This window comes from Streptomyces noursei ATCC 11455 (assembly GCF_001704275.1).
Taxonomy (GTDB): Bacteria; Actinomycetota; Actinomycetes; order Streptomycetales; family Streptomycetaceae; genus Streptomyces; species Streptomyces noursei.
In genome coordinates this window covers 1432162-1454616 of record NZ_CP011533.1, presented here as the reverse complement: position 1 = coordinate 1454616, position 22455 = coordinate 1432162, and the positions used below count along the sequence as shown (strand labels likewise).

The 22455-nt window shown below is 72.5% G+C and carries 22 protein-coding genes; 11 read left to right on the top strand and 11 right to left on the bottom strand.

The genetic code is table 11. The features are described 5' to 3' along the window. Nucleotides 1-49: 49 nt before the first annotated feature. A complete protein-coding gene (locus tag SNOUR_RS06075; protein ID WP_016576341.1) occupies nt 50-244 on the bottom strand; it encodes a hypothetical protein in 195 nt (64 codons plus the stop codon). Between the two features lie 193 nt (nt 245-437). On the opposite strand from SNOUR_RS06075, the gene SNOUR_RS06070 reads away from it, so the two are divergent. Continuing rightward, the gene (locus SNOUR_RS06070; protein WP_159425804.1) at nt 438-902 is read left to right on the top strand and encodes a YchJ family protein; all 465 of its coding nucleotides are present in this window, start codon (nt 438-440) and stop codon (nt 900-902) included. 9 nt (nt 903-911) lie between these two features. Here the strand turns inward: SNOUR_RS06070 and SNOUR_RS06065 are convergent, their stop codons facing one another. Both SNOUR_RS06065 and ku read right to left on the bottom strand, forming a co-directional pair. Further along, on the bottom strand, nt 912-1325 hold the full coding sequence (locus tag SNOUR_RS06065) for an Hsp15 family ribosome-associated heat shock protein (protein WP_067344486.1): 414 nt from the start codon (nt 1323-1325) through the stop codon (nt 912-914). Nucleotides 1326-1381: 56 nt separating this feature from the next. Beyond that, nucleotides 1382-2494, bottom strand: coding sequence for a non-homologous end joining protein Ku (gene ku / locus SNOUR_RS06060; protein ID WP_067344484.1), 1113 nt, complete (start codon nt 2492-2494; stop codon nt 1382-1384). Between the two features lie 31 nt (nt 2495-2525). Here ku and ligD point away from each other — a divergent pair, with 31 nt between their 5' ends. The 4 genes from ligD to SNOUR_RS06040 all read left to right on the top strand — a co-directional run bounded on the left by ligD (nt 2526) and on the right by SNOUR_RS06040 (nt 6667). Next, the gene (gene ligD, locus SNOUR_RS06055; RefSeq protein WP_067344483.1) at nt 2526-3431 is read left to right on the top strand and encodes a non-homologous end-joining DNA ligase; all 906 of its coding nucleotides are present in this window, start codon (nt 2526-2528) and stop codon (nt 3429-3431) included. Between the two features lie 166 nt (nt 3432-3597). Then, nucleotides 3598-4818 carry an MFS transporter gene (locus SNOUR_RS06050; RefSeq protein ID WP_067344481.1) on the top strand — a complete coding sequence of 407 codons (1221 nt, stop codon included), beginning with the start codon at nt 3598-3600 and terminating at the stop codon, nt 4816-4818. Between the two features lie 131 nt (nt 4819-4949). Beyond that, on the top strand, nt 4950-6173 hold the full coding sequence (locus SNOUR_RS06045) for a D-alanyl-D-alanine carboxypeptidase family protein (protein WP_067344479.1): 1224 nt from the start codon (nt 4950-4952) through the stop codon (nt 6171-6173). A gap of 281 nt (nt 6174-6454) precedes the next feature. After that, the gene (locus SNOUR_RS06040) at nt 6455-6667 is read left to right on the top strand and encodes a cold-shock protein (protein ID WP_039630209.1); all 213 of its coding nucleotides are present in this window, start codon (nt 6455-6457) and stop codon (nt 6665-6667) included. Between the two features lie 72 nt (nt 6668-6739). On the opposite strand, the gene SNOUR_RS06035 is transcribed toward SNOUR_RS06040, so the two are convergent. From SNOUR_RS06035 to SNOUR_RS06025, 3 genes are all read right to left on the bottom strand, one after another. After that, nucleotides 6740-7315: a GNAT family N-acetyltransferase gene (locus SNOUR_RS06035; RefSeq protein ID WP_067344475.1), complete on the bottom strand. Its 576-nt coding sequence runs from the start codon at nt 7313-7315 to the stop codon at nt 6740-6742. 63 nt (nt 7316-7378) lie between these two features. Further along, the gene (locus SNOUR_RS06030) at nt 7379-7573 is read right to left on the bottom strand and encodes an antitoxin (RefSeq protein ID WP_067344474.1); all 195 of its coding nucleotides are present in this window, start codon (nt 7571-7573) and stop codon (nt 7379-7381) included. Between the two features lie 67 nt (nt 7574-7640). After that, complete coding sequence (locus SNOUR_RS06025; protein WP_067344472.1) at nt 7641-8672, bottom strand: alpha/beta hydrolase; 1032 nt, start codon at nt 8670-8672, stop codon at nt 7641-7643. 152 nt (nt 8673-8824) lie between these two features. On the opposite strand from SNOUR_RS06025, the gene SNOUR_RS06020 reads away from it, so the two are divergent. Further along, nucleotides 8825-9118: a hypothetical protein gene (locus tag SNOUR_RS06020; protein ID WP_067344470.1), complete on the top strand. Its 294-nt coding sequence runs from the start codon at nt 8825-8827 to the stop codon at nt 9116-9118. Between the two features lie 15 nt (nt 9119-9133). On the opposite strand, the gene SNOUR_RS06015 is transcribed toward SNOUR_RS06020, so the two are convergent. The 5 genes from SNOUR_RS06015 to SNOUR_RS05995 are packed head-to-tail and all read right to left on the bottom strand — an operon-like array spanning nt 9134 to nt 16670. Then, the gene (locus tag SNOUR_RS06015; protein WP_067344468.1) at nt 9134-12235 is read right to left on the bottom strand and encodes an alpha-mannosidase; all 3102 of its coding nucleotides are present in this window, start codon (nt 12233-12235) and stop codon (nt 9134-9136) included. Nucleotides 12236-12289: 54 nt separating this feature from the next. Further along, entirely contained in the window at nt 12290-13558 is a 1269-nt protein-coding gene (locus tag SNOUR_RS06010; RefSeq protein WP_067344466.1) for a glycoside hydrolase 5 family protein, read from the bottom strand. 31 nt (nt 13559-13589) lie between these two features. Then, entirely contained in the window at nt 13590-14441 is an 852-nt protein-coding gene (locus tag SNOUR_RS06005) for a carbohydrate ABC transporter permease (RefSeq protein WP_067344465.1), read from the bottom strand. Further along, complete coding sequence (locus SNOUR_RS06000; protein WP_067357754.1) at nt 14438-15361, bottom strand: carbohydrate ABC transporter permease; 924 nt, start codon at nt 15359-15361, stop codon at nt 14438-14440. Before SNOUR_RS06000 ends, SNOUR_RS06005 begins: the two co-directional genes overlap by 4 nt. A 13-nt stretch (nt 15362-15374) precedes the next feature. Then, nucleotides 15375-16670: an ABC transporter substrate-binding protein gene (locus SNOUR_RS05995; protein ID WP_067344463.1), complete on the bottom strand. Its 1296-nt coding sequence runs from the start codon at nt 16668-16670 to the stop codon at nt 15375-15377. Between the two features lie 271 nt (nt 16671-16941). On the opposite strand from SNOUR_RS05995, the gene SNOUR_RS05990 reads away from it, so the two are divergent. The 5 genes from SNOUR_RS05990 (at nt 16942) to SNOUR_RS05970 (ending at nt 22440) form a co-directional block, all read left to right on the top strand. Then, a complete protein-coding gene (locus SNOUR_RS05990; RefSeq protein ID WP_099055658.1) occupies nt 16942-18030 on the top strand; it encodes a LacI family DNA-binding transcriptional regulator in 1089 nt (362 codons plus the stop codon). 158 nt (nt 18031-18188) lie between these two features. Next, nucleotides 18189-19214, top strand: a complete 1026-nt coding sequence (locus tag SNOUR_RS05985; RefSeq protein ID WP_067344462.1) for an alpha/beta hydrolase — start codon at nt 18189-18191, stop codon at nt 19212-19214. Then, nucleotides 19207-20424 (top strand): acyltransferase family protein, encoded by a 1218-nt coding sequence (locus SNOUR_RS05980; protein WP_067344460.1) that lies wholly within the window; start codon nt 19207-19209, stop codon nt 20422-20424. Before SNOUR_RS05985 ends, SNOUR_RS05980 begins: the two co-directional genes overlap by 8 nt. After that, nucleotides 20417-21757 (top strand): sensor histidine kinase, encoded by a 1341-nt coding sequence (locus SNOUR_RS05975; protein WP_067344459.1) that lies wholly within the window; start codon nt 20417-20419, stop codon nt 21755-21757. The genes SNOUR_RS05980 and SNOUR_RS05975 overlap by 8 nt, the downstream gene beginning before the upstream one ends. Beyond that, complete coding sequence (locus SNOUR_RS05970; RefSeq protein ID WP_067344457.1) at nt 21754-22440, top strand: response regulator; 687 nt, start codon at nt 21754-21756, stop codon at nt 22438-22440. The genes SNOUR_RS05975 and SNOUR_RS05970 overlap by 4 nt, the downstream gene beginning before the upstream one ends. Nucleotides 22441-22455 lie beyond the last annotated feature (15 nt).

The following is a 22455-nucleotide window of genomic DNA, read 5'->3' as shown; positions in this document are numbered from 1 at the left end:
GGCGTCGCGCGGTGGGGAGGGCGGGCAGGGCCTGCCCCGGTCGGGGTGCCTAGAGCTTGATCCCGCCGAGGAGGCTGGCCAGGCTCGCTCCGCCGGCCTTGATGCTGGGCGCGATGGCCGAGCCCGCGAGGTAGAACCCGAAGAGCGCGCAGATCAGGGCGTGGGACAACTTCAGGCCGTCCTTGCGGAAGAAGAGGAAGACGATGACACCGAGCAGGACGACGCCGGAAATGGACAGAATCATGAGGGTTCTCTCCTGGGTGTGGGGACGGTCACCGTGAGTTCTTCCAGCCTCGCCGCCGGTATCAAGCCAAGAAAAGCTGCAAATGGAGTATTTATCGGGGAAATCCCTCAAATGGGCCACGGTGGGGGGATCCTGATCGGCCGCCACCTCGCCCGGCGCGGACCCGCCCCGCCGGACCCGGCACAATCGTGGCGTGTCAAAGCCCAAGAAGCCGTCGAGATCCCCGAAGCGCCGGACCCGGCAGCAGCCGCCCGCACCGCCCACGATCACCGAGGACGCGCCCTGCCCGTGCGGTCGTGAGGCGTCGTACGGCGAGTGCTGCGCCCCCTTTCACCAGGGCCGCGCCACCGCCCCGACGGCCGAGCGGCTGATGCGTTCCCGCTACAGCGCCTTCGCCGTCGGCGACACCGCCTATCTGCTGCGCAGCTGGCACTCTACGACCCGCCCCGCGGCCCTCGAACTCGACCCCGCGCAGCGCTGGACCGGCCTGGAGATCCTCGCCGCGACCGGCGGCACCGCCTTCCACACCGAGGGCACGGTCGCCTTCCGCGCGCACTACACCGCGCACGGCCAGACCGACAGTCAGGAAGAGCACAGCCGCTTCGTCCGCGAGGACGGGCAGTGGGTCTACGTGGACGCGCTGCCCGACATGCCGTAGGGCCCGCTGCTACGGATGGTCGTCGGGGTCCGGGCCGGTGCCGAGCCGGCCGCGCAGCTGGTCCAGTTCGCGGCGGTCGCGCTTGGTGGGCCGGCCCGCGCCGCGGTCCCGCACGGCGATGACCGCGATCCCCTCCCGCGGCGGCGCCGGCGGGCTGTTGTCGACGTAGCACTCGACCGCGACCGGGGCCCCCACCCGCTTGCGCACCAGCCGGGTCACCACCACGATGCGCTCCCGGCCGGCCTGCCGCAGTCGCACCTCGTCGCCGGGCCGCACGCCGTGGGCGGGCTTGACCCGCTCGCCGTTGACGCGCACGTGCCCGGCCCGGCAGGCCGCCGCGGCCGCCGAGCGCGTCTTGGTGAGCCGTACCGACCAGATCCAACTGTCGACCCGGGCGGTGGTCGTCCCCTCGTCAGAAGCCATGCCGTGACTCTAGAGGAACGGCGGATCCGGCCGTTCGGGCCCGCGGTGGACAGACCCTAGGACGCCGTGGGCTTCGTCGTCCGCTTCGCCCGCGGCTGCTTCTCGGCCGCGGTCTTCCTGGTGGAGCCGCGGTCGGCCGGGGTCTTCGCCGCGGTGGACGAACCGGTGCGCGCCGTGCCGGTGTTGGCCTTGGCGCCGCCGGTCTTCCCCGCGGCGGTCTTGGCGGCCTTCGTCGTCCTGGTGCCCGTGGTCCGGCCGCCGACGTCCTTGGCGGGCGCGGTCTTCTTCGCGGGCGGCGGCTGCTTCGCCGCCGTCTTCTCGCGGGCCGTGCCGCGGCCCCGGATCGGGGTGACCGAGGCCGCCTCCGCGCCGTCCCCGGCCGTGCCCGAGGCGCCGCCACGGGCGGCCCGCACGCTCCGCTCCAACGCCGCCGTCAGATCGATGACCTGGGCGCCGGGGACGGCCGGGGCGCCGGGCGCGACCGGGGCGCCGCCCTCCCGTTTCGCGGCGACGAGTTCCTCCACCGCCTCGCGGTAGTCGTCGTGGAGTTCGGCCGGGTCCAGGGCGCCCAGCGAATCCATCAGGGTCTCGGCCAGTTTCATCTCGTTCTCGCGGATCCTGACGGCCTCCGGTGCGATCCCCTCGGCGGAACGGACCTGGTCCGGCCACAGCAGCGCGTGCATCACCAGCGCCCCGTCGTGCGCCCGCAGCATGGCCAGGGTCTCCCGCCCACGCATCGCCACCTTGCCGATCGCGACCTTGGCGTGGTGCTCCAGTGCCTCCCGCAGCAGGGCGTACGGCTTGGCGGCGGAGGGCCCGTTGGGGCCGAGGTAGTACGCCTTGTCGAACTGGAGCGGGTCGATCTCGGAGGGGTCGGCGAAGGAGAGGATCGACAGCGTCTTGGCGGTCGGCATCGGCAGCCGGGACAGCTCCTCGTCGGTGATCGGCACGACGACCTCGTCGCCGGGCGGCTGATACCCCTTGCCCACCTCCTCGTTCGGCACCTCCGCGCCGTCCAGTTCGCAGACCTTGCGGTACTGGATCGGTGCGCCGTCCTTCTCGTGGATGCGGACGAAGGAGACCGACGAGGTGCGGTCGGTGGCGCTGTAGGTCTTCACGGGGATGGTGACCAGGCCAAACGATATGGACCCATTCCAGATAGATCGCATGGTTCGTCCCTTGTGTGGGATTCTCAATGGTATGTCGCCGATCACCGTCGTGGAGGGGCGGCGCCTCTCGCTGACGAACCTGGACAAGGTCCTCTATCCCGGGACCGGCACCACCAAGGGTGAGGTGCTGCACTACTGCACCACCACCGCGGACGCGCTGCTCCCGCACCTCCACGACCGCCCGGTGTCCTTCCTCCGCTACCCCGACGGGCCGGACGGCCAGCGCTTCTTCACCAAGAACGTGCCGCCCGGCGCCCCCTCCTGGGTGAAGAGCTGCGAGGTCCCCCATTCGAGGTCGGGGCCGGCCCGCCAGGTGCTCCTCCAGGACCTCGCCTCGCTGGTCTGGGCCGCCAACCTCGTCGTCGAACTGCACACCCCGCAGTGGACCTGCGGCGCGCCGGGCATGGCCGACCGGCTGGTCTTCGACCTGGACCCAGGTGCCCCCGCCACCGTCGTGGAGTGCTGTGCCGCAGCCCGCTGGCTGCGCGACCGGCTCGCCGCCGACGGCCTCGACGCCTATGCCAAGACCAGTGGCTCCAAGGGCCTGCACCTCGTCGTGCCCGTCGAGCCCACCCCCGCCGACCGCACCACGGCCTACGCCCGGACGCTGGCCGTCGAGGCCGGTGCCGCCCTAGGGGACCTGGTCACGCACAAGATGGCCCGGGCGCTGCGGCCAGGCAAGGTCTTCATCGACTTCTCGCAGAACGCCGCCGCCAAGACCACCGCGACCGTCTACACCCTGCGCGCCCGGGCCACCCCGACCGTCTCCACCCCGGTCACCTGGGACGAGGTCGCGGGCTGCACCGAACCGGGGCAACTCACCTTCCTCTTCAACGAGATCGCCGGGCGCCGGGAGCGCTACGGCGATCTGCACGCGCCGTTGCTGAGCCCGGCCCGGGCCCGTCCGGTGCCGCGCGGCGACCGGCGGCCCGTATAGCCCGCGGAGCCCGTCGCCCAGTTTTGGAACGATTGGTCCAAAGGTGCGGTAGGGTCGGCGCGGGCGGGGTCGGGAGGCGTTCGACTCGGTCGATCCCCCTGCGAATGCAGGACTTTCGCCCGCCCTCATATTGGAACGATCGGTTGCGAAAGGTGGTGTCGGCGGAGTGCAGCGCGCCGTGTATGTGCTGGCCATGGGGGTTTTCGCCATGGTGACCAGCGAGTTCGTGGTGGCGGGACTGATGCCGCAGATGGCCCGGGGGCTGGACGTGGGGATCCCGGAGATCGGCTACCTCATCACCGCGTACGCGGTGGCGATGGCGGTCGGCGGGCCGATCCTCACCCTCGCCGTCCGAAGGCTCCGTCACAAGACGGCGCTGACGACGCTGTTCGGGGTCTTCCTGGCCGGCAATGTGCTGGCCGCCCTGGCGTCGGACTACGGCGTGATGATGGCCGCCCGGATCGTGACGGGGGTCGCCGCGCAGGCGTTCTTCGGCGTGGCCGTCTCGCTCTGCGTCCAACTGGTCCGCCCGGAGATCCGGGGCCGGGCCGTCGCGGTGGTCATGAACGGCCTGATGCTCGGCACTCTGCTCGGGCTACCGCTCGCCACGCTGGTCGGTGAGCACCTCGGCTGGCGGGCCGCGTTCTGGGTGATCACCGGGATGACGGTGCTCGTGGCGCCGGCCACCGTCGTCGGGGTGCCCGGGACGGCTCGGGTCGAGGGCGGCGAGGGCATACGGCAGGAGGCGGTCGCCTTCCGCAGGCCGCGGCTGTGGCTGGCGTTCTCCACCAGCACCCTGATCATCGGGGCGACCTTCGCCGCCTTCAGCTACCTCAACCCCGTCCTCACCGAGGTCACCGGCTTCGCCACCGGCACCGTCCCGCTGCTGCTCATCGCGTACGGCGCGGCCACCGTCGTCGGCAACACCGTCGTGGGGCGCCTCGCAGACCGGCACCCGGTCGGGGTCCAGGTCGTCGGACAGACGCTGAACGCCCTCTTCCTCGCCGGCTTCGCGCTCCTGGCCCACCTGGCCGTCCCGGCGGTGGCGATGATGCTGGGCATCGGGCTGGTCGGGGTGACCATGAACCCGGCGATGGCCACCCGGGTCCAACGCGCCGGCAACGCCGGTCCGTTGGTGAATTCGGTGCACTCCTCCTTCATCACCCTCGGGGTGATCGTGGGCTCGTCGTTCGGCGGCCTGGTCATCGACTCCCACGGGCTGCGGGCACCGTTGTGGCTCGGCGCGGGGCTCGCCGTCCTGGGGCTGCTCACCCTGCTGCCGGACCTGTTCCGCGGCGCCCGGTCGGGAGGGGGCCCACGGTCCGTGACCGACGCGGTGCCGCGGGCCGCCGCGCCGACGCCGGAGGCGTGCGCCGTGCGGTCCTGACGGCGCGGCGGCGGGGGAGCGGCGGACGGGTCCCGGTCGGCCGGGCGGGCCCGTCTACCGCCCTCGGCGACCGGAAACCGTATGGAGTAGGCCAACCGGCGAGCGGCCCGGGGCGTTCTTAGCGTGGCCACATGTCGACAGCGACGTGGTCCCCCGTCAGAGCCCTGTCCGCAGCGGCCGTCTGCACCGCGAGCCTGCTGGCCCTGTGCGGTCCGGCGGTCGCCGACGGCCCCAACGGCATCGACGACCTGCGCGGCGCACCACCGACCCCGACCGAGAACCTGCTGGACGAGCCCGGCGTGCAGTTCCTGCCCCGGCCCGGAGTCCCCGAGCCGCCCCGGGTCTCGGCGCTGTCGTGGGCCGTCACGGATCTGGCGAGCCACCGGATCCTCGCGGCCAAGGACGTCCACCGGCCGCTGCCGCCGGCCAGCACCCTCAAGACGCTCTTCGCGCTGACCGTACTGCCGAAGTTCTCCCAGGCGACGGTGCGCACCGTCTCCAGCGCGGACCTGGCCGGAATCGAGGCCGGCAGCTCGCTCGCCGGCCTCAAGGAGGACATGCCCTACCGCGTCGCCGACCTGTGGCACGGCGTGTTCCTCACCTCCGGCAGCGACGCCGTGCACGCCCTGGCCGCGATGAACGGCGGCTGGGGCAGGACCATCGACGAGATGCAGGCGACCGCGCGGCGACTGGGCGCCCGCGACACCACCGTCGAATCCGCCGACGGCTTCGACACGCCCGGCCAGACCTCCTCCGCCTACGACCTCTCCCTCTTCGGCCAGGCCGGGCTGACCAACCGGGACTTCGCCCACTTCGCCGCCACCAAGACCGCCCTGCTCCCGGAGGACGGCGGCCCGGACGCGTACGGCATCCAGAACACCAACCGACTGCTGGTCGGCTCGCACGGGGTGGCCCCCTACGACGGCCTGATCGGGGTGAAGAACGGCTACACGACCCATGCCGGGAACACCCTGGTCGCCGCCGCCCGGCGCGGCGACCGGACGCTGCTGGTCACCGTGATGAACCCGCGCTCCGGCGCGGAGAACGCCGTCTACGAGGAGGCCCGCGCGCTGCTGGACTGGGGATTCGACGCCGCGCCCCGGGCCGCGGCGGTCGGCCTGCTGCCCGCCCCGTCGCCCGACCCGCGCGACCCCGGCAGCGAGCGGGCCGCCCAGCGGGCACCGCGCACCACGCTGCACCGGGCAGGGGCCGCCGGGGCGGACGGCGACGTCGCCGACCCGGTCGTCTGGGCCTTCTGCGGCACCGCGGTGGTCGCACTGGCCGGGCTCGGCACCGCGCTGTGGTGGCGCCGACGGCAGCCGGCCGGTCAGGACGACGACGGCGCGACGTCCTGACCGGTCCAGGCGTCGCACATTCATTCGATCGGTCGGGGATACGGAGGACGCGGCGTGGCCTTGCCCGGTGAAGGATGACGCGTTTGCCATGGTTTGTGGTGACTGGCGGGCCTGGTCGGTGTAGCGTCCTGATCAGCTGTCATGGTTCCGAAGTGCCGGGCGCCCGTGCTGCATTCACGGGCGTTCTTGCTGTCCGGTACGTCTCCGGGCCAGGGCGATCACCTCCGGATTCCGCGGGGTGCGGGAGCCGATTCGGGCCCATAGAGCGAAGGAGACGCAACATGGCTTCGGGCACGGTGAAATGGTTCAACTCGGAGAAGGGCTTCGGCTTCATCGCGCAGGACGACGGCGGCGCCGACGTCTTCGCGCACTACTCGAACATCGACGCCACCGGATACCGGGAGCTGCTGGAGGGCCAGAAGGTCACCTTCGAGGTCACCCAGGGGCAGAAGGGTCCGCAGGCGGAGAAGATCCGGGTGATGGCCACCCCGTGAGCGCGGCCCCGCCGCACCGGACGGCGCCCGCCCCCGAGCAGGGGGCGGGCGCCGCCGTACGACACGACCCGCCTACGGGAGCCGGTCGTTGAGGATCTTCTGGAACAGCCGGTGGTCCTGCCAGGCACCGTTGATGAACAGGTACTTCTCGGCGGTGCCGTACGGCGTGAAGCCGCAGCCCTCCAGGACCCGCTGCGAGGCGGCGTTGTCCAGCAGCGTGCCGGCCTCCAGGCGGTGCAGGCCCAGCTCCCGGTCGGCCAGCGCGCAGACCGCCCGCACGGCGGCGGACGCCAGCCCGCGGCGCAGGTGCCCGGCGTCGATCCAGTAGCCGACGCTGGCGCTGCGCAGCGGGCCGTAGGTGATCTGGGACAGGGTGATCGAGCCCACCACGTCCGGCTCCCCGGACCCCTCGTCCGCCTCGCGGACCAGCACCCAGGGCATCACCCGCCCGGCGTCGCGCTCCGCCAGCTGCCCCCGCAGGCGCTCCACCTGGCCGGCCGGGGTGTAGAAGCCCTCCTCGCGCCGGGGTTCGGTCCGGCGGAGGTGGTCCAGACTGCGCTGGTAGGAGCGGGAGAGCCAGGTCGCGTCCGCCAGCTCGGCGGGGCGCATCAGGACGTCGGGGGCGAGCCGGACGGACGTGGTGATCATCCGGTCAGGCTAATCCCGGGGTCCGTTCTTGTCCCGGGGCCTGCGCGGATTCACCGCGATCGATCACTGCGGCGGCCGGTCCGTGTCCCGGTCCGTCCCGCCGAGCTGCTCCTTGAGCTTGTCCTGGGCGGTGTCGACCTGGCTCTGGTACTTGCCTTGGGTCCGCTCGTCGACGTAGTCGCCGGCCTTGTCGATGCCCTTACCCGCCTGCTCCTCGTGACCCTTGAGCAGTTCCTTGAGCTTGTCCAGCACGGACATGGATCGTCCTCCTCGGCGTGGACCCCCCTCGACACTCCCAGCATCGCCCCCGAACGGACGAACTGCATCAGGAGTCGCTGGGAATCGGCGCCTTCAGCTGGTCGCTGATGAATTTGATGGAGCTGGTCTCCATGCCCTTCTGGTAGTCCCAGGCATTGTGCCGGCCGCCGGGAATGACCTGGAACGTGGTGTGGATCGGGCCCTTGCCGTACTTTTCCCGGAAACGACGGATGGGGTTCAGCACCCCGGCGCCTTCCTTGCTGCCGGCCTGGAACGCGATGTACACGTCCGGTCCGCCCTTTTTCAGCAGGCCCGCCGCGAGCTTTTCCGGATTGTTGGCGTCCTTCTCCTTCTGGTGCCCGGCCCACATCGGGGAGTCCGGCACGATGTCCGGGCCGCTGGCTATCGCCGCCTTGAACTTCTCCGGGTACTTCAGCACGGACTTCAGGCTCGCGAAACCGCCCGAGGACGACCCCATGAAGGCCCAGCCGTCCCGGGAGCGGAAGGTGCGGAAGTTGGCCTTGACCAGGTCGACGACGTCGTCGGTCAGCCAGGTCCCCATCTTCTGCTGACCGGGAATGTCACTGCCGTCGTGGTAGCGGGTGTCCGGATTGAGCATCGGCATCACCACGATGAACGGCAGGCTCTTGCCCGCCGCGGTCCATTTCGTGAGATTTTCCTGAAGCTTGATGTCGCCGCCGACCCAGTAATTGGTGACCCCGTCCTTGTCCTGCGGACTGCCCAGGCCGCCCGGCAGGGCCATCAGCACCGGAAAACCGCTCTTGGCGTATTTGGGATCCTGGTATTCCTTGGGCGCCCATACCCAGACGCTGCCGGTGACACCGGATTTCGCGCCCTTCAGCGTCGTGCGGGCTATGTGCGTTCCGTCGTCCAGGGTGCGGGTTATTCGGAACTCGCTCTTCGGGCCGCTGGGCATCCGGGTGTCCTGGTCCACCGGCTTGACCGGGGTGGACGCGCTGCCCGGGCCGCCGGCGTTGAAGTCGACCTGGTTGCCGTTCTCCGAGCAGCCGGCGACGGCGAGCAGGGCGCAGGACGCGACGAGGACGGCGGCGAGGCCGCGGGCGTAAGGGTGTTTCAACGGTGACTCCGCTACTGACGATCACACGCGAGTGACCATGACGATCAAGTGCAAGTGACCATAAAGAGGGAATTCGGGCGCTCGCGGTTCCCTCGTGCGCCCATCGGCCCGCTCGACGGGCAGTCCGCCCCGGCCCGGCCGAGAATGCAGCGGTGACCGATGAACACCGTGGTGCCGATGACACCGCCGCCCGCGCCGTGCCCGGTGACGAGGAGCGACGGCTGGCCAGAAGGGCGCTGGCCGGCCGCGCTCGGGACGCGGCGGATCTGGCGTTGCTGATGGACATGCTCGGGCTGGATCCCCACCGGGACCCGGCCCGGGAGGCCGCGCCCGGGCCCGGTCCGCTGCGCGGGGGCCGCGGGCGCGGCCCCCGCCGGGACCGGCGGCGGGCGACCCGCCGGGACACCTGCCGGGACGCCCGCACCCGCTCCGCCGACCCCGGCTGAACCGCACCGCCGGAGTCAGTCGGACGGCCGCGCCCCCACCGCCCGGCACAGCCGCAGCGTCACGAGCTGGAACGGCCGCAGCGCCATCCGCACCGTGTCGCCCTCCCGCTCCAGGGCCGGGCCGTCCTCGGTCAGGCGCTCCAACAAGTCGGTGGTGACCGCCCCCGCCAGCGCGAAACCACAGGTCAGGGTCGCTCGGGCGCGTCCGCCGCGGGCCTCGTGGAGCCGGACGACCACATCGCCGCTGTGGTCGTCGGCCAGCTTGACCGCGGTGACCACCACCGCGTCGTCGTCCACCGAGACCAGCGGCGGCACCGCACCGGAGCCGGTGACCACCCGCTCCGGCAGATTGATCCGGTGCCCCTCGCGCACCGCGTCACCGATCGTCGCCCCGGGGACCAGCGCGTAGCGGAAGCGGTGGGTGCCCTGGTCCGTCTCCGGATCCGGGAAGCGCGGGGCGCGCAGCAGCGAGAGCCGCACGGTCGTGGTCGTGCCCCGCTCGCCCTCGGAGCCGCCCTCCCGCACCGTCCGGGTCACGTCGTGCCCGTACGTCGCGTCGTTGACCAGCGCCACGCCCCAGCCCGGCTCCGCGGCGTGCACGAACCGGTGCGCACACGCCTCGAACTTGGCCGCCTCCCAGCTGGTGTTGGTGTGGGTCGGCCGGTACAGGTGCCCGAACTGGGTCTCCGCCGCGTACCGCTCCGCGTGCAGGTCCAGCGGGAACGCGGCCTTGAGGAACTTCTCGGTCTCGTGCCAGTCCACCTCGGTGTCGATGTCCAGCCGCCGCTGCCCGCGGGCCAGCGTCAGCGTCTGGACCACCCGCGAGCCGCCGAAGCTCCGCACCACGCGCACCGTCGCGGCCTCCGGCGACGCCCCGGCGAGCACCACCTCGTCCGCGTCGGTCAGGTCGGTGACCACCTCGCGGTAGAACGCGTCCACGTCCCAGGCGTCCCACATGTTGGGGAAGTCCGGATGGAGCTGGAGGAGGTTCGCCGCCGCGCCCGGGGCGACGGCGTCCCGCCCGGCGCCCTTGTCGTACGCGGAGACGACCAGGCCGCGGCCGTCGATCTCGATCCGGAGCAGGTCGTGCTGGAGGACGAACCCGCCGTCCGGGCGCGGGCCGGCGACCACCGGACCGCCCTCCGCCGCCGGCGGGGCCACCGCGCCGGCCGCCACCCCGCCCCGGGCGTGCGGCGCCGCGTTCGCCACCAGGTGCCGGTCGCCGTCGCCGGCCAGGGCCGCCAGCGCGCCGCCGATCAGCCCCTCCAACTCGGCGGCGACCGCGGCATAGGTCCGCTCCGCCTCGCGGTGCACCCAGGCGATCGAGGAACCGGGCAGGATGTCGTGGAACTGGTGCAGCAGGACGGTCTTCCAGATCCGCTCCAACTCCTCGTACGGATAACGGAATCCGGCGGTGACGGCGGCGGTCGCCGACCACAGTTCGGCCTCCCGCAGCAGGTGCTCGCTGCGGCGGTTGCCGCGCTTGGTGCGGGCCTGGCTGGTGAGCGTCCCCCGGTGCAGCTCCAGATAGAGCTCGCCCACCCATACCGGGGCGTCGGGGTGCTCCGCCGCGGCCCGGGCGAAGAAGTCGGCGGGCTTCTCCCACCGCACCACCGGCGAGCCGTCCAGGTTCCGCAGCCGGCGGGCCTTGGCGACCATCTCGCGGGTGGTGCCCCCGCCGCCGTCGCCCCAGCCGGTCGGCGCCAGCGAGTGCCGGGCGGTGCCCTTCTCCTTGAAGTTGCGAGCCGCGTGGGCCAGTTCGGCGCCCGACAGCTGGCAGTTGTAGGTGTCCACCGGCGGGAAGTGGGTGAAGATCCGGGTGCCGTCGATGCCCTCCCAACGGAAGGTGTGGTGCGGGAAGGAGTTCACCCGGCTCCAGGAGATCTTCTGCGTCAGCAGCCACTTCGCCCCGGCCGCCTTGATGATCTGCGGCAACCCCGCCGCGAAGCCGAAGGTGTCGGGCAGCCATGCCTCGTCGTTCTCGACGCCGAACTCCTCCAGGAAGAACCGCTTCCCGTAGACGAACTGACGGGCCATCGCCTCCGAACCGGGCATGTTGGTGTCCGACTCCACCCACATCCCGCCCGCCGGGACGAACCGCCCCTCCGCGACCGCCTGTTTGACCTTCGCGTAGACCTCGGGCCGGTGCTCCTTGATCCAGGCGTACTGCTGCGCCTGCGACATGGTGTAGACGAACTCCGGCTCGTCCGCGAGCAGCGCCGTCATGTTCGCCGTCGTCCGGGCCACCTTGCGGACCGTCTCGCGCAGCGGCCACAGCCACGCCGAGTCGATGTGGGCGTGGCCCACCGCGCTGATCCGGTGCGCGGACGCCGCCGCCGGCGCCGCCAGCACCTCCCGCAGCCGGCGGCGCGCCGCCGCGGCCGTGCCGCCCACGTCCTGCAGATCGACCGCGTCCAGCGCCCGGCCCACCGCCCGCAGCAGCTCCCAGCGCCGCGGGCTGTCCACCGGCAGCTCCGCCATCAGCTCGCCCAGCACCTCCAGGTCCAGGGTCAGCTCCCACACCTCGGTGTCGAACACCGCCAGGTCCATCCGCGCCAGCCGGTACTGCGGTTCGTCGCCCGCGGTCGCCGGATCGCCCAGGGCCGTGGGCCGGAACGGGTGGACGTCGAGGATGACGGGGTTGGAGGCGGCCTCCAGGTGCCACTCGACCCGTTCGCCGCCGCGGGCCGGCGCGCCCACCCGCACCCACTGGTTCCGGGGATTGAGGCCCTTCACCGGCGTGCCGTCCGGCAGGTACACCAGCGCCTCGCACTGGAACCCCGGCATCCGCTCGTCGAACCCCAGGTCCAGCACCGCCTCCACGGTGCGGCCCGCCCACGCCTCCGGGACGGTGCCCCGCACCCGGAACCACGTCGTCGCCCAGGGCGCGCCCCAGGCGTCCCCCACCGCCACCGGGGAGTGCGCCGCGGTCAACCCCTCGGCCACCGACACGGCTCCCCCAGCTCTCGCGTCCGCTGGAGCGGGGTAGGCCCCGATCCCGGGGGCCACCCAGGCGGCCACCTCCAGCGGCACCGATTCCGGGTACACGGCGGGCCGGATCCGTTCGTCGAGCACCCGCTTGAGACGGGCTTCGACCAGTGCGCGATCGTCATGCATGGCTCACGGCTCCAGAGGTCGGGGAGACGGGGTGCGGGGCGGGCCGGCGGGGAGTCACTGCCCCACCTCGTCGGGGGTGCACACCTCGGTGATCCCACGCGACGTCAAATGTGCGGTGTCAGTGGCGAGTTGCGCGAGCACGAGGGCGGGCCTGGCGCCTTGCCCGGCCAGCCGTGCCCATGCCTCGAAGACCGGGCCGCCGGGCGCGCACACCGACCGGTGCGGCGCCTCCTCGGCGTCACCGACGTCCACGACCAGTGCGGTGGTGCGCGCCGGCGGCCGGTGCGGCCGGTCCCGCCAGTGCGCCGCCTGCTCAGCGAAGGCCCGGCCCACCGGCTTGACCGCCCGGTCCTCGGTGAGCAGCCCCAGCCCGTACTCCAGCTCAGGGAAGTCCGCGAGCGACCGCGAGACGTCGTACGCACACCACCAGGTGATGCCCCAAACATCTTGACAGTCAAGTGAGTTGGCGACGGTCGCGGTGGTGAAGCGGGCCGCGCGGTCCTCGGGGACGTGCGGGGCCGGGGCGCCGACCTCCTGGAGCCAGACCGGGCGCCGCGGGTCGCGCGCCCACGCCTTGGACAGCTCGATGAGGTACGCGGCGTGCTGCTCGGTGGCGACACCGGCCGGGCCGTGGCGCTGCGCGGTCCCGTTGAACACCCAGGAGTGCACCGCCGTCATCGCGCCCAGCCGGGCGGCGTGCGCGGGGGTGAAGGGATGGCCGTCGAGGTACCAGGCGGCGTCGTACGCGGCGTGCAGATGCGCCCGGCCCGGCGCGCCCCGCTCGCACGCGGCCAGCATCCGCTCCAGCCAGGCCGCCGCCTGCGCCCCGGTGATCCGGTCCGGGTCGGGGTGCGGGCGGTCCGCGAACTGGTTGATCTCGTTGCCGAGGGTCATCCCGAGGAAGCCGGGCCGGTCGGCGAGCGCGGCGGCCAGCGTCCGCAGGTACTCCTCCTGGCCGGCGAGCACCTCCGGGTCGGTGAAGAGGTTGCGGCGGTGCCAGGTTTGCGTCCAGGCGGGCAGGAAGTCGAAGCTGGACAGGTGGCCCTGGAGGCCGTCCACCGCGACGTCCAGGCCGCGCTCGGCCGCCGCGTCGGCCAACCGCACCAGCTGCTCGACGGCGCGCGGCCGGATCAGCGTGCGGTTGGGCTGGAACAGCGGCCACAGCGGGAAGACCCGCACATGGTCCAGGCCGAGGGCGGCGAGCGCGTCCAGATCGGCGCGCACCGCGTCCGGATCGAAGTCCAGCCAGTGGTGGAACCATCCCCGGCTGGGGGTGTAGTTGACGCCGAAGCGGATCCGGCGGGGCTCGTCGGATACGGGCATGGTGGTCCTGTCCCTCCGGGTGGGTGTGGCATCAGCCCTTGACGGCGCCCTCCCCGACGCCGCGGAAGAAGTAGCGCTGGAGACCGGCGAACAACACGATCAGCGGAAGGACGGCGATCACCGAACCGGCCGCCACCAGCCGCTGGTTGTCCGCGAAGGTGCCGTGCAGATAGTTCAGGCCGACGGTCAGGGTGAACTTCGACTGGTCGCTCAGCACGATCAGCGGCCACAGGAAGTCGTCCCAGGCACCCATGAACGCGAAGACCGCGACCACTGCGAGGGTGCCCTTGACCGACGGCAGCGCGATCCGTACGAACCGCTGCCAGGCGGAGGCGCCGTCCACGAACGCCGCCTCCTCGACCTCGTACGGCAGCGCCGCGAAGGCGTTCCGCATCAGCAGGACATTCATCGCGCCGATGCAGCCGGGCAGCACCACCCCGAGCAGGGTGTCGTGCAACTGTAGCTGACGCATCGTCATGAACTGGGCGATCATGATGCTTTCGACCGGCACCAGCATCGCCATGACGAAGACCGCCACGGCGACCCGGCGACCGCGGAACCGCAGCCGGGCCAGCGCGTAGCCCGCCAGCGCCGCGCCCGCGCAGTTGGTCAGCACATTGGCCGCGGCGACCTTGAGGGAGTTCAGCGCGAAGTCCCAGACCGGGATCACCCGCGCCACCTCGGCGTAGTTGGCCAGCGTCGGATGGCGCGGCAACAGGCTCGGCGGAAAGCGGTAGATGTCCTCGCCGGGGCCCTTGAGCGACGTCGACAGCTGCCACAGGAACGGCCCGACGGTCAGCGCCAGCACCGCGAGCAGCAGCAGATAGCGGGCCGCCGACGACCATCCGGCCGCCCTCCGCCGGCGCCCCACCGCCCCCGTCATCGGTCCTCCCCGCGATTGGCGCGCAACACCAGCAGCATCAGCCCGAGCGTGAGCACGAAGACCACCACCGACAGCGCCGAGGCGTACCCGACCCGCCCGCTGAGCCCGGTGCCGGCCTGCTGGACGAGCATCACCAGCGTGGTGTCCTCCCCACCGGGGCCGCCGGTCGCCCCGGCCATCAGATACACCTCGGAGAACACCTTGAAGGCGTTGACCGCGGAGAGCGCCGCCACCAGCACCATCGTGGCGCGCACCGCCGGCACCGTGACGGTCAGGAAGCGCCGCACCGGACCCGCCCCGTCGACCGCGCACGCCTCGTGCAGCTCCCGCGGCACCTGGGCCAGCGCCGCCAGATAAATGATCATGTAGTAGCCGAGGCCCTTCCAGACCGTCACCGCCATCGCGCTGAGAAGCAGCAGCCACGGGTCGCTGAGGAAACGGGCCCGGCCGAACCCCAGCGCCTCCAACAGCGCGTTGATCAACCCCCGGTCGTCCAACAGCCAGACCCAGATCAGCCCGACCACCACGACCGAGGCGACCACCGGGAGGTAGAACGCGGCCCGGAAGAAGGCGATGCCGGGCACGCTCCGCCGGACGAGCAGCGCCAGCAGCAACGGCAGCACCACCAGTGGCGGCACGACGCCCAGGACGTAGAGCACGCTGTTGCGCAGTCCCGTCCAGAACATCGGGTCGTGGAGCATCTCCTGGTAGTTGGCGCCGCCGGTGAACCGCCCGGCCCGCAGCGTCCGGGCATCGGTGAAGGAATGCGCCACCGTGCTCAGGAACGGATAGAGGCTGAATCCGCCGACGACCAGCAGCCCGGGCGCGAGGAACAACCAGGGGCTGGTGGGCAGATGCGTACGGATTCCCCGGCGGCGACCGGATCCCCGTGGCGCAACGGCCGCCGCGGCATTCCGCATGCCCATCCCGGCCTCAACCGGTCTTCAGCAGACGATTGCACTCCGCCACCGCGGAATCCAGTGCCTCCTTCGGCGACTGCTTCCCCTGGAGGGCCCGGGCGACCGCATTGCGCAACACCGTCTTCATCTGGTCGCTGAGCACTACCGGGGTGTAATTCACCGCGGTCCTCAGGGATTTCGCCGCCGCTACCCGCACCCGCGTGGCGTCCGTGCCGTCCTCCTTGGTGAAGTACGGATCGTCCAGCGATCCCTTCGTGCTCGGAAAGACCGCGACCTGTTCCGCGAACGCCATCTGATGCCGCCGGTCCGTCACGAAGTGCGCGAACGCCACCGCCGCGGGTTTCACCTTGCTGTCCGCGCTCACCATCAGGCCCTGCACATACATATTGGCCTTGCCGGTGTTGTTGACCGCGTCGGTGATGCCGATGTTCTTGTAGAGGTCCGGCGCGTCCCTTTTGAAGTTCTCCAGATCGAGCGCGCTGCCCGGATTCATCGCCACCGACTGCTGCTGGAACTTGCGCCCCGCCGACTCGGCCACCGCGGTGAGCGCCTGCGCATCCAGCGCCCCGGCCGCGTACAGCTGTTGATAGTGCGTGAGCAGCTCCACGCCCTTGGGCTCGTTGAAGGTGAACTCCGTGCCCCGGGCGTCCATCAGCCGCACGCCGTAGCGACCGAAGTCCTCGATCGACGGCGCGCCGGCCAGCATCGCGATCCTGCGGTCGCTCTTCCGCGCCATGGTCAGCGCGTCCGCGAACAGCCGGTCGTAGGTGGTCGGCGGCTTCGCCGGATCCAGACCGGCCTTCCGGAACAGGTCCTTGTTGTAGAACATCGGGCCGGTGTTGAGATACCAGGGGAAGGCGTAGACGCCCGACAGCCCCGGCATCTCATGGCTCCGCCAGGCCCCGTCCAGATACTCGCCCCGGTATTTCCCCGCCGCCGTGCCGATGTCGAGCGCCAGTCCGGCCTTCGCCAGCGGATAGGCGAGGTCCGGCGACACATTGACCACATCGGGCAGGGTACCGGCGGCGGCGTCCGCGCTCAGCTTCTGCGGATAACCCTCGGCCGGCTGGTCGATCCACTTCACCTTGGTGCCCGGGTACTTCTTCTCGAACTCCGCGACGACCCCGTCGAAATACTTCTGGAAACGCGCCTTCAGATTCCAGGTCTGAAAGGTGACCTGCCCTTCCACCTTCCCCGCCGCGCTGTCGGAATCCCCGCCGCCGTCCGGGGCGCCACACGCGGACAGGAGAAGTGCGCAGGCGGCGAGTGCCGCGGTGGCGGCGGGTGTTCGACGGGAATGACGACGCATGGCCGGCTCCTTTGCTGAAGTGCTCGGAAGTGCTCGGACCAGAAATCTGTCGAAGGTCTCGCAGCGCGGGGAACCGGTGCCGTACCGCGGGCCTCAAGGCTCCCGGATCGCGACGCGGCAGACGCTACTAATGCGATTTAGTAGGTGTCAACACCCCGGTATCACACCGCTTTTGAGGTGCTGTCCCTCGCTGCCCGAGCATTGATTGACAGGCCCCGCCGCCCTGATCAGACTGTCGGCACTCATGCGGTTCGGCCCGGAGGAGCCCGCGATGACAGCGCCCGGTGAGGCGGCCCGCCGCAAGCCGGCCCGCCGCCCGACGATCAAGGACATCGCCCGGCGGGCCGGCGTCTCCGAGAGCGCGGTGTCCTTCGCCCTCAACGACCGACCGGGCGTCTCCGCCGACACCCGCGCCCGGATCCGCAAGGTCGCCGACGAACTGGGCTGGCAGGCCAACAGCGCCGCCCGCGCCCTCTCCAGCGAACGCGCCGACTGCCTGGGCCTGGTGCTGGCCCGCCCCGCCCGCACCCTGGGCGTGGAGTCCTTCTTCCTCCAACTCGTCTCCGGCATCCAGGAGGTGCTCTCCGCCCGGCGCACCGCCCTGCTCTTCCAGGTCGTCGAGGACCTCGACACCGAGTGCGCGCTCTACCGCCGCTGGTGGGCCGAACGCCGGGTGGACGGCGTCCTCGTCGTCGATCCCCGCACCGACGACCCCCGCCCCGCGCTCCTCGCCGCCCTCGGCCTCCCCGCCGTCGCCATCGGCGGCCCCGCCGCCCCGGCGCCCAGCGGACCGCCCACCGCGCCGCTGCTCTCCACCGTCTGGGCCGACGACGCCAAGGCCATGGCCCGGATCCTGGACCACCTGCACGACCTCGGCCACCGCCGGATCGTGCACATCGCCGGACTGCCCGGCCTCGCCCACACCGCCCGCCGGATCCACTCCCTGCGTACCGAGGCAGCCCGGCGCGGCCTGGACGCCCGGCAGGTCCGCTCGGTCACCACCGACTACTCCGACGCGGAGGGCGCCGAGGCCACCCGCCGCCTCCTCGACGCGGCGGCCCCGCCCACCGCGATCATCTACGACAACGACGTGATGGCCGTCGCCGGCGCCTCGGTCGCCGCCGGCCGCGGCATCCCCGTCCCCGGCCGGCTGTCCGTCGTCGCCTGGGACGACTCCCCGCTGTGCCGCGTCGCCCACCCCCCACTCACCGCACTGGTCCGGGACACCGCGGGCTTCGGCCGGCTCGCCGCCGGCGAACTGCTCGCCCTCCTCGACGGCGGTCCGCCCCGCACCGTCCAGGGCGAACTCCCGCACCTGGAACCCCGGGAGAGCACCGGCCCGCCACCACAGGACAACTGACGGACCATCACCACCGCCGCGGGGGCCGCACCCCCTACCCGTCATACCTGAGGACTACGCGCGAGATGCGCTCCCTGGCGGGACGCCGATCACTCGCCGCGCTCCCTAGCTTCGGTGCCGGAACCACCCACCGCCCCGGCACGGAAGGACCACCCACCATGGCGCCCCGCCCGCGCAGAAGACGTCTGACCCGCACCCTGCTCGCCGTGCTGGTCACCGCCTCGGTGGCCGTACCGGTGTCGGGCGCGGCCCGCCCCGCCGCGGTCCCGGCACCGGCCCCCACCGCCCTCGGCCCGCTGCGGGACACCACCCCCACCGCCCTCGCCCGCCGCTACGCCACCACCCGCGCCGACATCCGCGCGGCCGAGCGCACCGCCGACGCCCACGGCGACCACCGGCGGGCCGCCGCGCTGCACGCCATGGCCGACCCCGGCCGGCACTTCCTCACCTTCGACGGCCGCGACGGCGGCCGCAGCACCGAGGTCTACGGCGACCTCGCGCGCGCCGACCACATCGCCGTCCTGGTCCCCGGCTCGGACACCGGCCTCGACACCTACCACCGCCTCCGCGCCGGCGCCCGGGCCCTCCAACAGCGGCTCCGACGGGAACCCGGCGGCCACTTCGCCGTCATCGCCTGGCTCGGCTACCCCACCCCGGCCACCTTCGGCCCCGCCGCCCTCACCACCGCCCGCGCCGACGACGCCGCCCCCCGACTCATCGACTTCATCAAGCAGTTGAAGAACGCCGATCCCACCGATCGGATCGCTCTGCTCTGCCACTCCTACGGATCCGTGGTCTGCGGCCGGGCCGCCCCCGACCTCCCCGCCACCGACCTCGTCCTCTACGGCAGCCCCGGCGTCGGCGCCGACACCGCAGCGGACCTGCACACCCGGGCCACCGTCTGGGCCGGCCGCGCCGCCGACGACTGGATCGACCACGTCCCGCACGCCCAACTACCCCTGCCCACCACCACCCTCGGGTTCGGCACCGACCCGGTCTCCCCAGGGTTCGGCGCCCGGATCTTCCCGGCCGGCGACGGCGGCCACAGCGACTACCTCAAGCCCGGCACGCTCTCCCTGGAGAACCTCGCCCGGATCACCGCCGGACGCCCCCCGGTCACAGCCCCGCACGGGACCACCCCGGACGCGACCGCCGCCCCGCAGCGGGAGGCCCGCCGTGGCTAGCACCCCACGCGCCGCCGCGGCGGCCCTCGTCCGCCGCGTCCAGGCCGCCACCCCGCCCGGCCGCGACCGCGCCACCGACGCCCTGCGCGCCTTCGCCATCCTCGGCGTGGTCCTCGGCCACTGGCTGGTCACCGCCCTGATCACCGACAGCGGCACCCTGCACGGCGCCAGCCCGCTCCAACGGATGCCCCGACTCGCCCCGATCTCCTGGCTGTTCCAAACACTGGCGGTGTTCTTCCTGGTCGGCGGCGAGGTCGCCGCGCGCAGCCATGCCGCCGCCCGCGCCCGCGGCACCGCCCACCACCGCTGGCTGCACGCCCGACTCGGGCGACTGTTCCGCCCGGTCGCCGCGGTGCTCGCGGTCTGGACCGTGGCCGCCGCCGCGATGCTCGCCTCCGGCGTCGACCTGGACACCGTCCACACCCTGGTCAAACTCGTGCTGTCACCCCTGTGGTTCCTGCTGGTCTTCGCCGCCCTCACCGCGGCCACCCCGCTGATCGCCCGCCTGCACCCGGCCTGGCCGTGCGCCGTCGTCGTCCTCGTCGACGCCCTCCGCTTCGGCCTCGACGCCCCCGGCTGGCTCGGTTGGCTCAACCTCCCCGCCGGCTGGCTCGTCCCGTACTGCCTCGGCGCGGCCCGCGCCCGCGGCGCCGCCCACCGCCGGACGACCGGGTGGGCACTGCTGCTCGGCGGCGCCACCGCCACCGCCGCCCTGGTCCTGTGCGCCGGCTACCCCGCGTCCATGGTCGGCGTCCCCGGCGCCGCGGTCTCCAACCTCAACCCGCCCACCCTGGCCGCCGTCACCTTCGGCCTCGCCCAGTGCGGCGCGGCCCTGCTGCTGCGCGCCCCGCTCAACCGGGCGCTGCGCCACCCCGGCGCCTGGACGGCGATCGCCCTGCTGAACCTCTCCGCGATGACCGTCTACCTCTGGCACCAGACCGCGATGATGGCCGTCACCGCCACCGGCTGGTTCCTGGCCGGCCCCCTGCCCGGCCTGCACACCCTCCCCGACGGCCCCGCCTGGCTCCTCGCCCGACTCGCCTGGCTGCCGGTCTTCGCGGGCGCACTGCTGGTGTGCTGGGCCGCGTTCGCCGCGTACGAGCACCGCAGGCCGCGCGCCCGCGACCGGCACGGGGCGGAGCCCGAGGGCACCGGCCCGGTCCCCGACGAAGGGAACCCCGCCCGCCCGGCGGTGCTGCCCCATGCCTAAGGTGCATCCCGTGACGAGGGGGAAAGCGGCAGGTCGGCTGAGGGCGGCCCTGCGAGCGGTGCCGCACCGGCTGCGCGAGGATCTGTGGACCCGCGCGGCCGAGATACCGCCGTCGGCCGGTGGCCGACCACCCGGCTGGCTGGAATGGCGCCCGGCGATCATCGCCCCCCTGGTGGTGCTCGGAGTCGTCCTCCTCGCCAGTGGCGCCAACGCCTATGCATTCCAGTACGGGACGGGCATGGCGCTCGCCCTCCTCATCGCCGGGGTCCAGGCCGCCGCACCGATCCTCGCCCTCTACCGCCCGGTCCTGGCCTGGTGGGCGGTGACCGGGGTGCTGCCGCTGACCGGATACCTCGCGGCGGCCCGGTTCGACCCGTTCGTCGAGCCGCCCTGGCAGCACACCGGGCTCCCGACCCAGGCCGCCGTGCTCTTCTTCGCGGCACTGCGGGTCCGGCCCCGGGTCACCGTCGAGATGCTGGTGCTCGGCATCCTGGCCGGTGCGTTCGCCAACGGGCTGGTCTCCGGCGGCTTCCGCGACGACCACCTGCCGGTCCTCGTGCTCGCGCTCTGCGCCCTGGTCGGCGCCCTCCTGAGGGGCCGCCAGAAGGCCCGCACCGAACTGGTCGTCCAGGAAAAGCTCACCGCTGAGGAACGCGCCCGCCGCACGCTCCTGGAGGAGCGCAACCGGATCGCCCGCGAACTCCACGACGTGGTCGCCCACCACATGTCGGTGATCTCCATCCAGGCCCAGGTCGCTCCCCACCTGGCCGAGAACCCCTCCGACGAGCTCAAGGAGAACCTCCGCGGCATCCGCCAGAACGCGGTCGAGGCGCTCACCGAACTCCGCCGGGTCCTCGGCGTCCTGCGCTCCGAGGACGTCCGACCGGAGCACGCCCCGCACGCCCCGCAGCCCACCCTCGACCGGCTCGACGAACTCGTCGACAACGTGCGCGGCGCCGGCGTCCCGGTCACCGTCGACACCACCGGCACGCCCCGCCCGCTCTCGCCCGGCACCGGGCTGTCGGCGTTCCGCATCGTCCAGGAGGCGCTCAGCAACGCCATGCGGCACGCGCCCGGCGCCGCCGTGCACGTCGCGCTCGGCTACCGCCCCGACCGCGTCACCCTGCGCGTCACCAACACCGCCCCCGACCGCCCCGCCCCGCCCTCCCCGGGCACCGGCCACGGCCTGCTGGGCATGCACGAACGCACCGCGATGCTCGGCGGCGAACTGGCCGTCGGCCCCACCCCCGACGGCGGCTACGAGGTCACCGCGATCCTCCCGGCCCCCGCCACCCCCGCCGCTCCCTCCGACGACGCCGAGGACACCCGATGACGACCGCCGCCACGCCCCCCGTCCGCGTACTGATCGCGGACGACCAGATGATGGTCCGCCAGGGCTTCACGGTGCTGCTCGACGCCGAACCGGGCATCGCGGTCGTCGGCCAGGCCGTGGACGGCCACGATGCCATCGCCAAGACCGCCGAACTCGCTCCGGACGTCGTCCTGATGGACATCCGGATGCCCGGACTCGGCGGCATAGAGGCCACCCGCCGGATCACCGAACCGGCCGGCGCCACCGTCAAGGTCCTCGTCCTGACCACCTTCGACCTCGACGAGTACGTCTACGAGGCGCTGCGCGCCGGCGCCTCCGGCTTCCTCCTCAAGGACGCCTCGGCCGACGAACTCGCCCAGGCCGTACGCGTGGTGGCCGCCGGCGACGCGCTGCTGGCACCCAGCATCACCAAGCGCCTGATCGCTGAGTTCTCCCGGATGTCCGGCGCCCCGCGCGCCCCGCTCAAGGACCGGGTGGCCGGTCTGACCGAGCGGGAGACCGAGGTGCTCTCACTGGTCGCCCAGGGCCTGTCGAACGCGGAGATCGCCCAGCGCCTGGTGGTCGCCGAGCAGACCGTGAAGACCCATGTGGGCCGCATCCTGGTCAAGCTGGAACTGCGCGACCGGACCCAGGCCACCGTCTTCGCCTACGAGACGGGGCTGGTGCGGCCCACCGGGTACTGAACCCCCGTGCCGGGG

Bases quoted from the DNA above. Each gene is read 5' to 3' on its own strand.
- SNOUR_RS06075 (WP_016576341.1), bottom strand. From the start codon at position 244: ATGATTCTGTCCATTTCCGGCGTCGTCCTGCTCGGTGTCATCGTCTTC.
- SNOUR_RS06065 (WP_067344486.1), bottom strand. From the start codon at position 1,325: ATGGCTTCTGACGAGGGGACGACCACCGCCCGGGTCGACAGTTGGATC.
- ku (WP_067344484.1), bottom strand. From the start codon at position 2,494: ATGCGATCTATCTGGAATGGGTCCATATCGTTTGGCCTGGTCACCATC.
- ligD (WP_067344483.1), top strand. From the start codon at position 2,526: ATGTCGCCGATCACCGTCGTGGAGGGGCGGCGCCTCTCGCTGACGAAC.
- SNOUR_RS06045 (WP_067344479.1), top strand. From the start codon at position 4,950: ATGTCGACAGCGACGTGGTCCCCCGTCAGAGCCCTGTCCGCAGCGGCC.
- SNOUR_RS06040 (WP_039630209.1), top strand. From the start codon at position 6,455: ATGGCTTCGGGCACGGTGAAATGGTTCAACTCGGAGAAGGGCTTCGGC.
- SNOUR_RS06035 (WP_067344475.1), bottom strand. From the start codon at position 7,315: ATGATCACCACGTCCGTCCGGCTCGCCCCCGACGTCCTGATGCGCCCC.
- SNOUR_RS06030 (WP_067344474.1), bottom strand. From the start codon at position 7,573: ATGTCCGTGCTGGACAAGCTCAAGGAACTGCTCAAGGGTCACGAGGAG.
- SNOUR_RS06015 (WP_067344468.1), bottom strand. From the start codon at position 12,235: ATGCATGACGATCGCGCACTGGTCGAAGCCCGTCTCAAGCGGGTGCTC.
- SNOUR_RS06010 (WP_067344466.1), bottom strand. From the start codon at position 13,558: ATGCCCGTATCCGACGAGCCCCGCCGGATCCGCTTCGGCGTCAACTAC.
- SNOUR_RS06005 (WP_067344465.1), bottom strand. From the start codon at position 14,441: ATGACGGGGGCGGTGGGGCGCCGGCGGAGGGCGGCCGGATGGTCGTCG.
- SNOUR_RS06000 (WP_067357754.1), bottom strand. From the start codon at position 15,361: ATGCGGAATGCCGCGGCGGCCGTTGCGCCACGGGGATCCGGTCGCCGC.
- SNOUR_RS05995 (WP_067344463.1), bottom strand. From the start codon at position 16,670: ATGCGTCGTCATTCCCGTCGAACACCCGCCGCCACCGCGGCACTCGCC.
- SNOUR_RS05990 (WP_099055658.1), top strand. From the start codon at position 16,942: ATGACAGCGCCCGGTGAGGCGGCCCGCCGCAAGCCGGCCCGCCGCCCG.
- SNOUR_RS05985 (WP_067344462.1), top strand. From the start codon at position 18,189: ATGGCGCCCCGCCCGCGCAGAAGACGTCTGACCCGCACCCTGCTCGCC.
- SNOUR_RS05975 (WP_067344459.1), top strand. From the start codon at position 20,417: ATGCCTAAGGTGCATCCCGTGACGAGGGGGAAAGCGGCAGGTCGGCTG.
- SNOUR_RS05970 (WP_067344457.1), top strand. From the start codon at position 21,754: ATGACGACCGCCGCCACGCCCCCCGTCCGCGTACTGATCGCGGACGAC.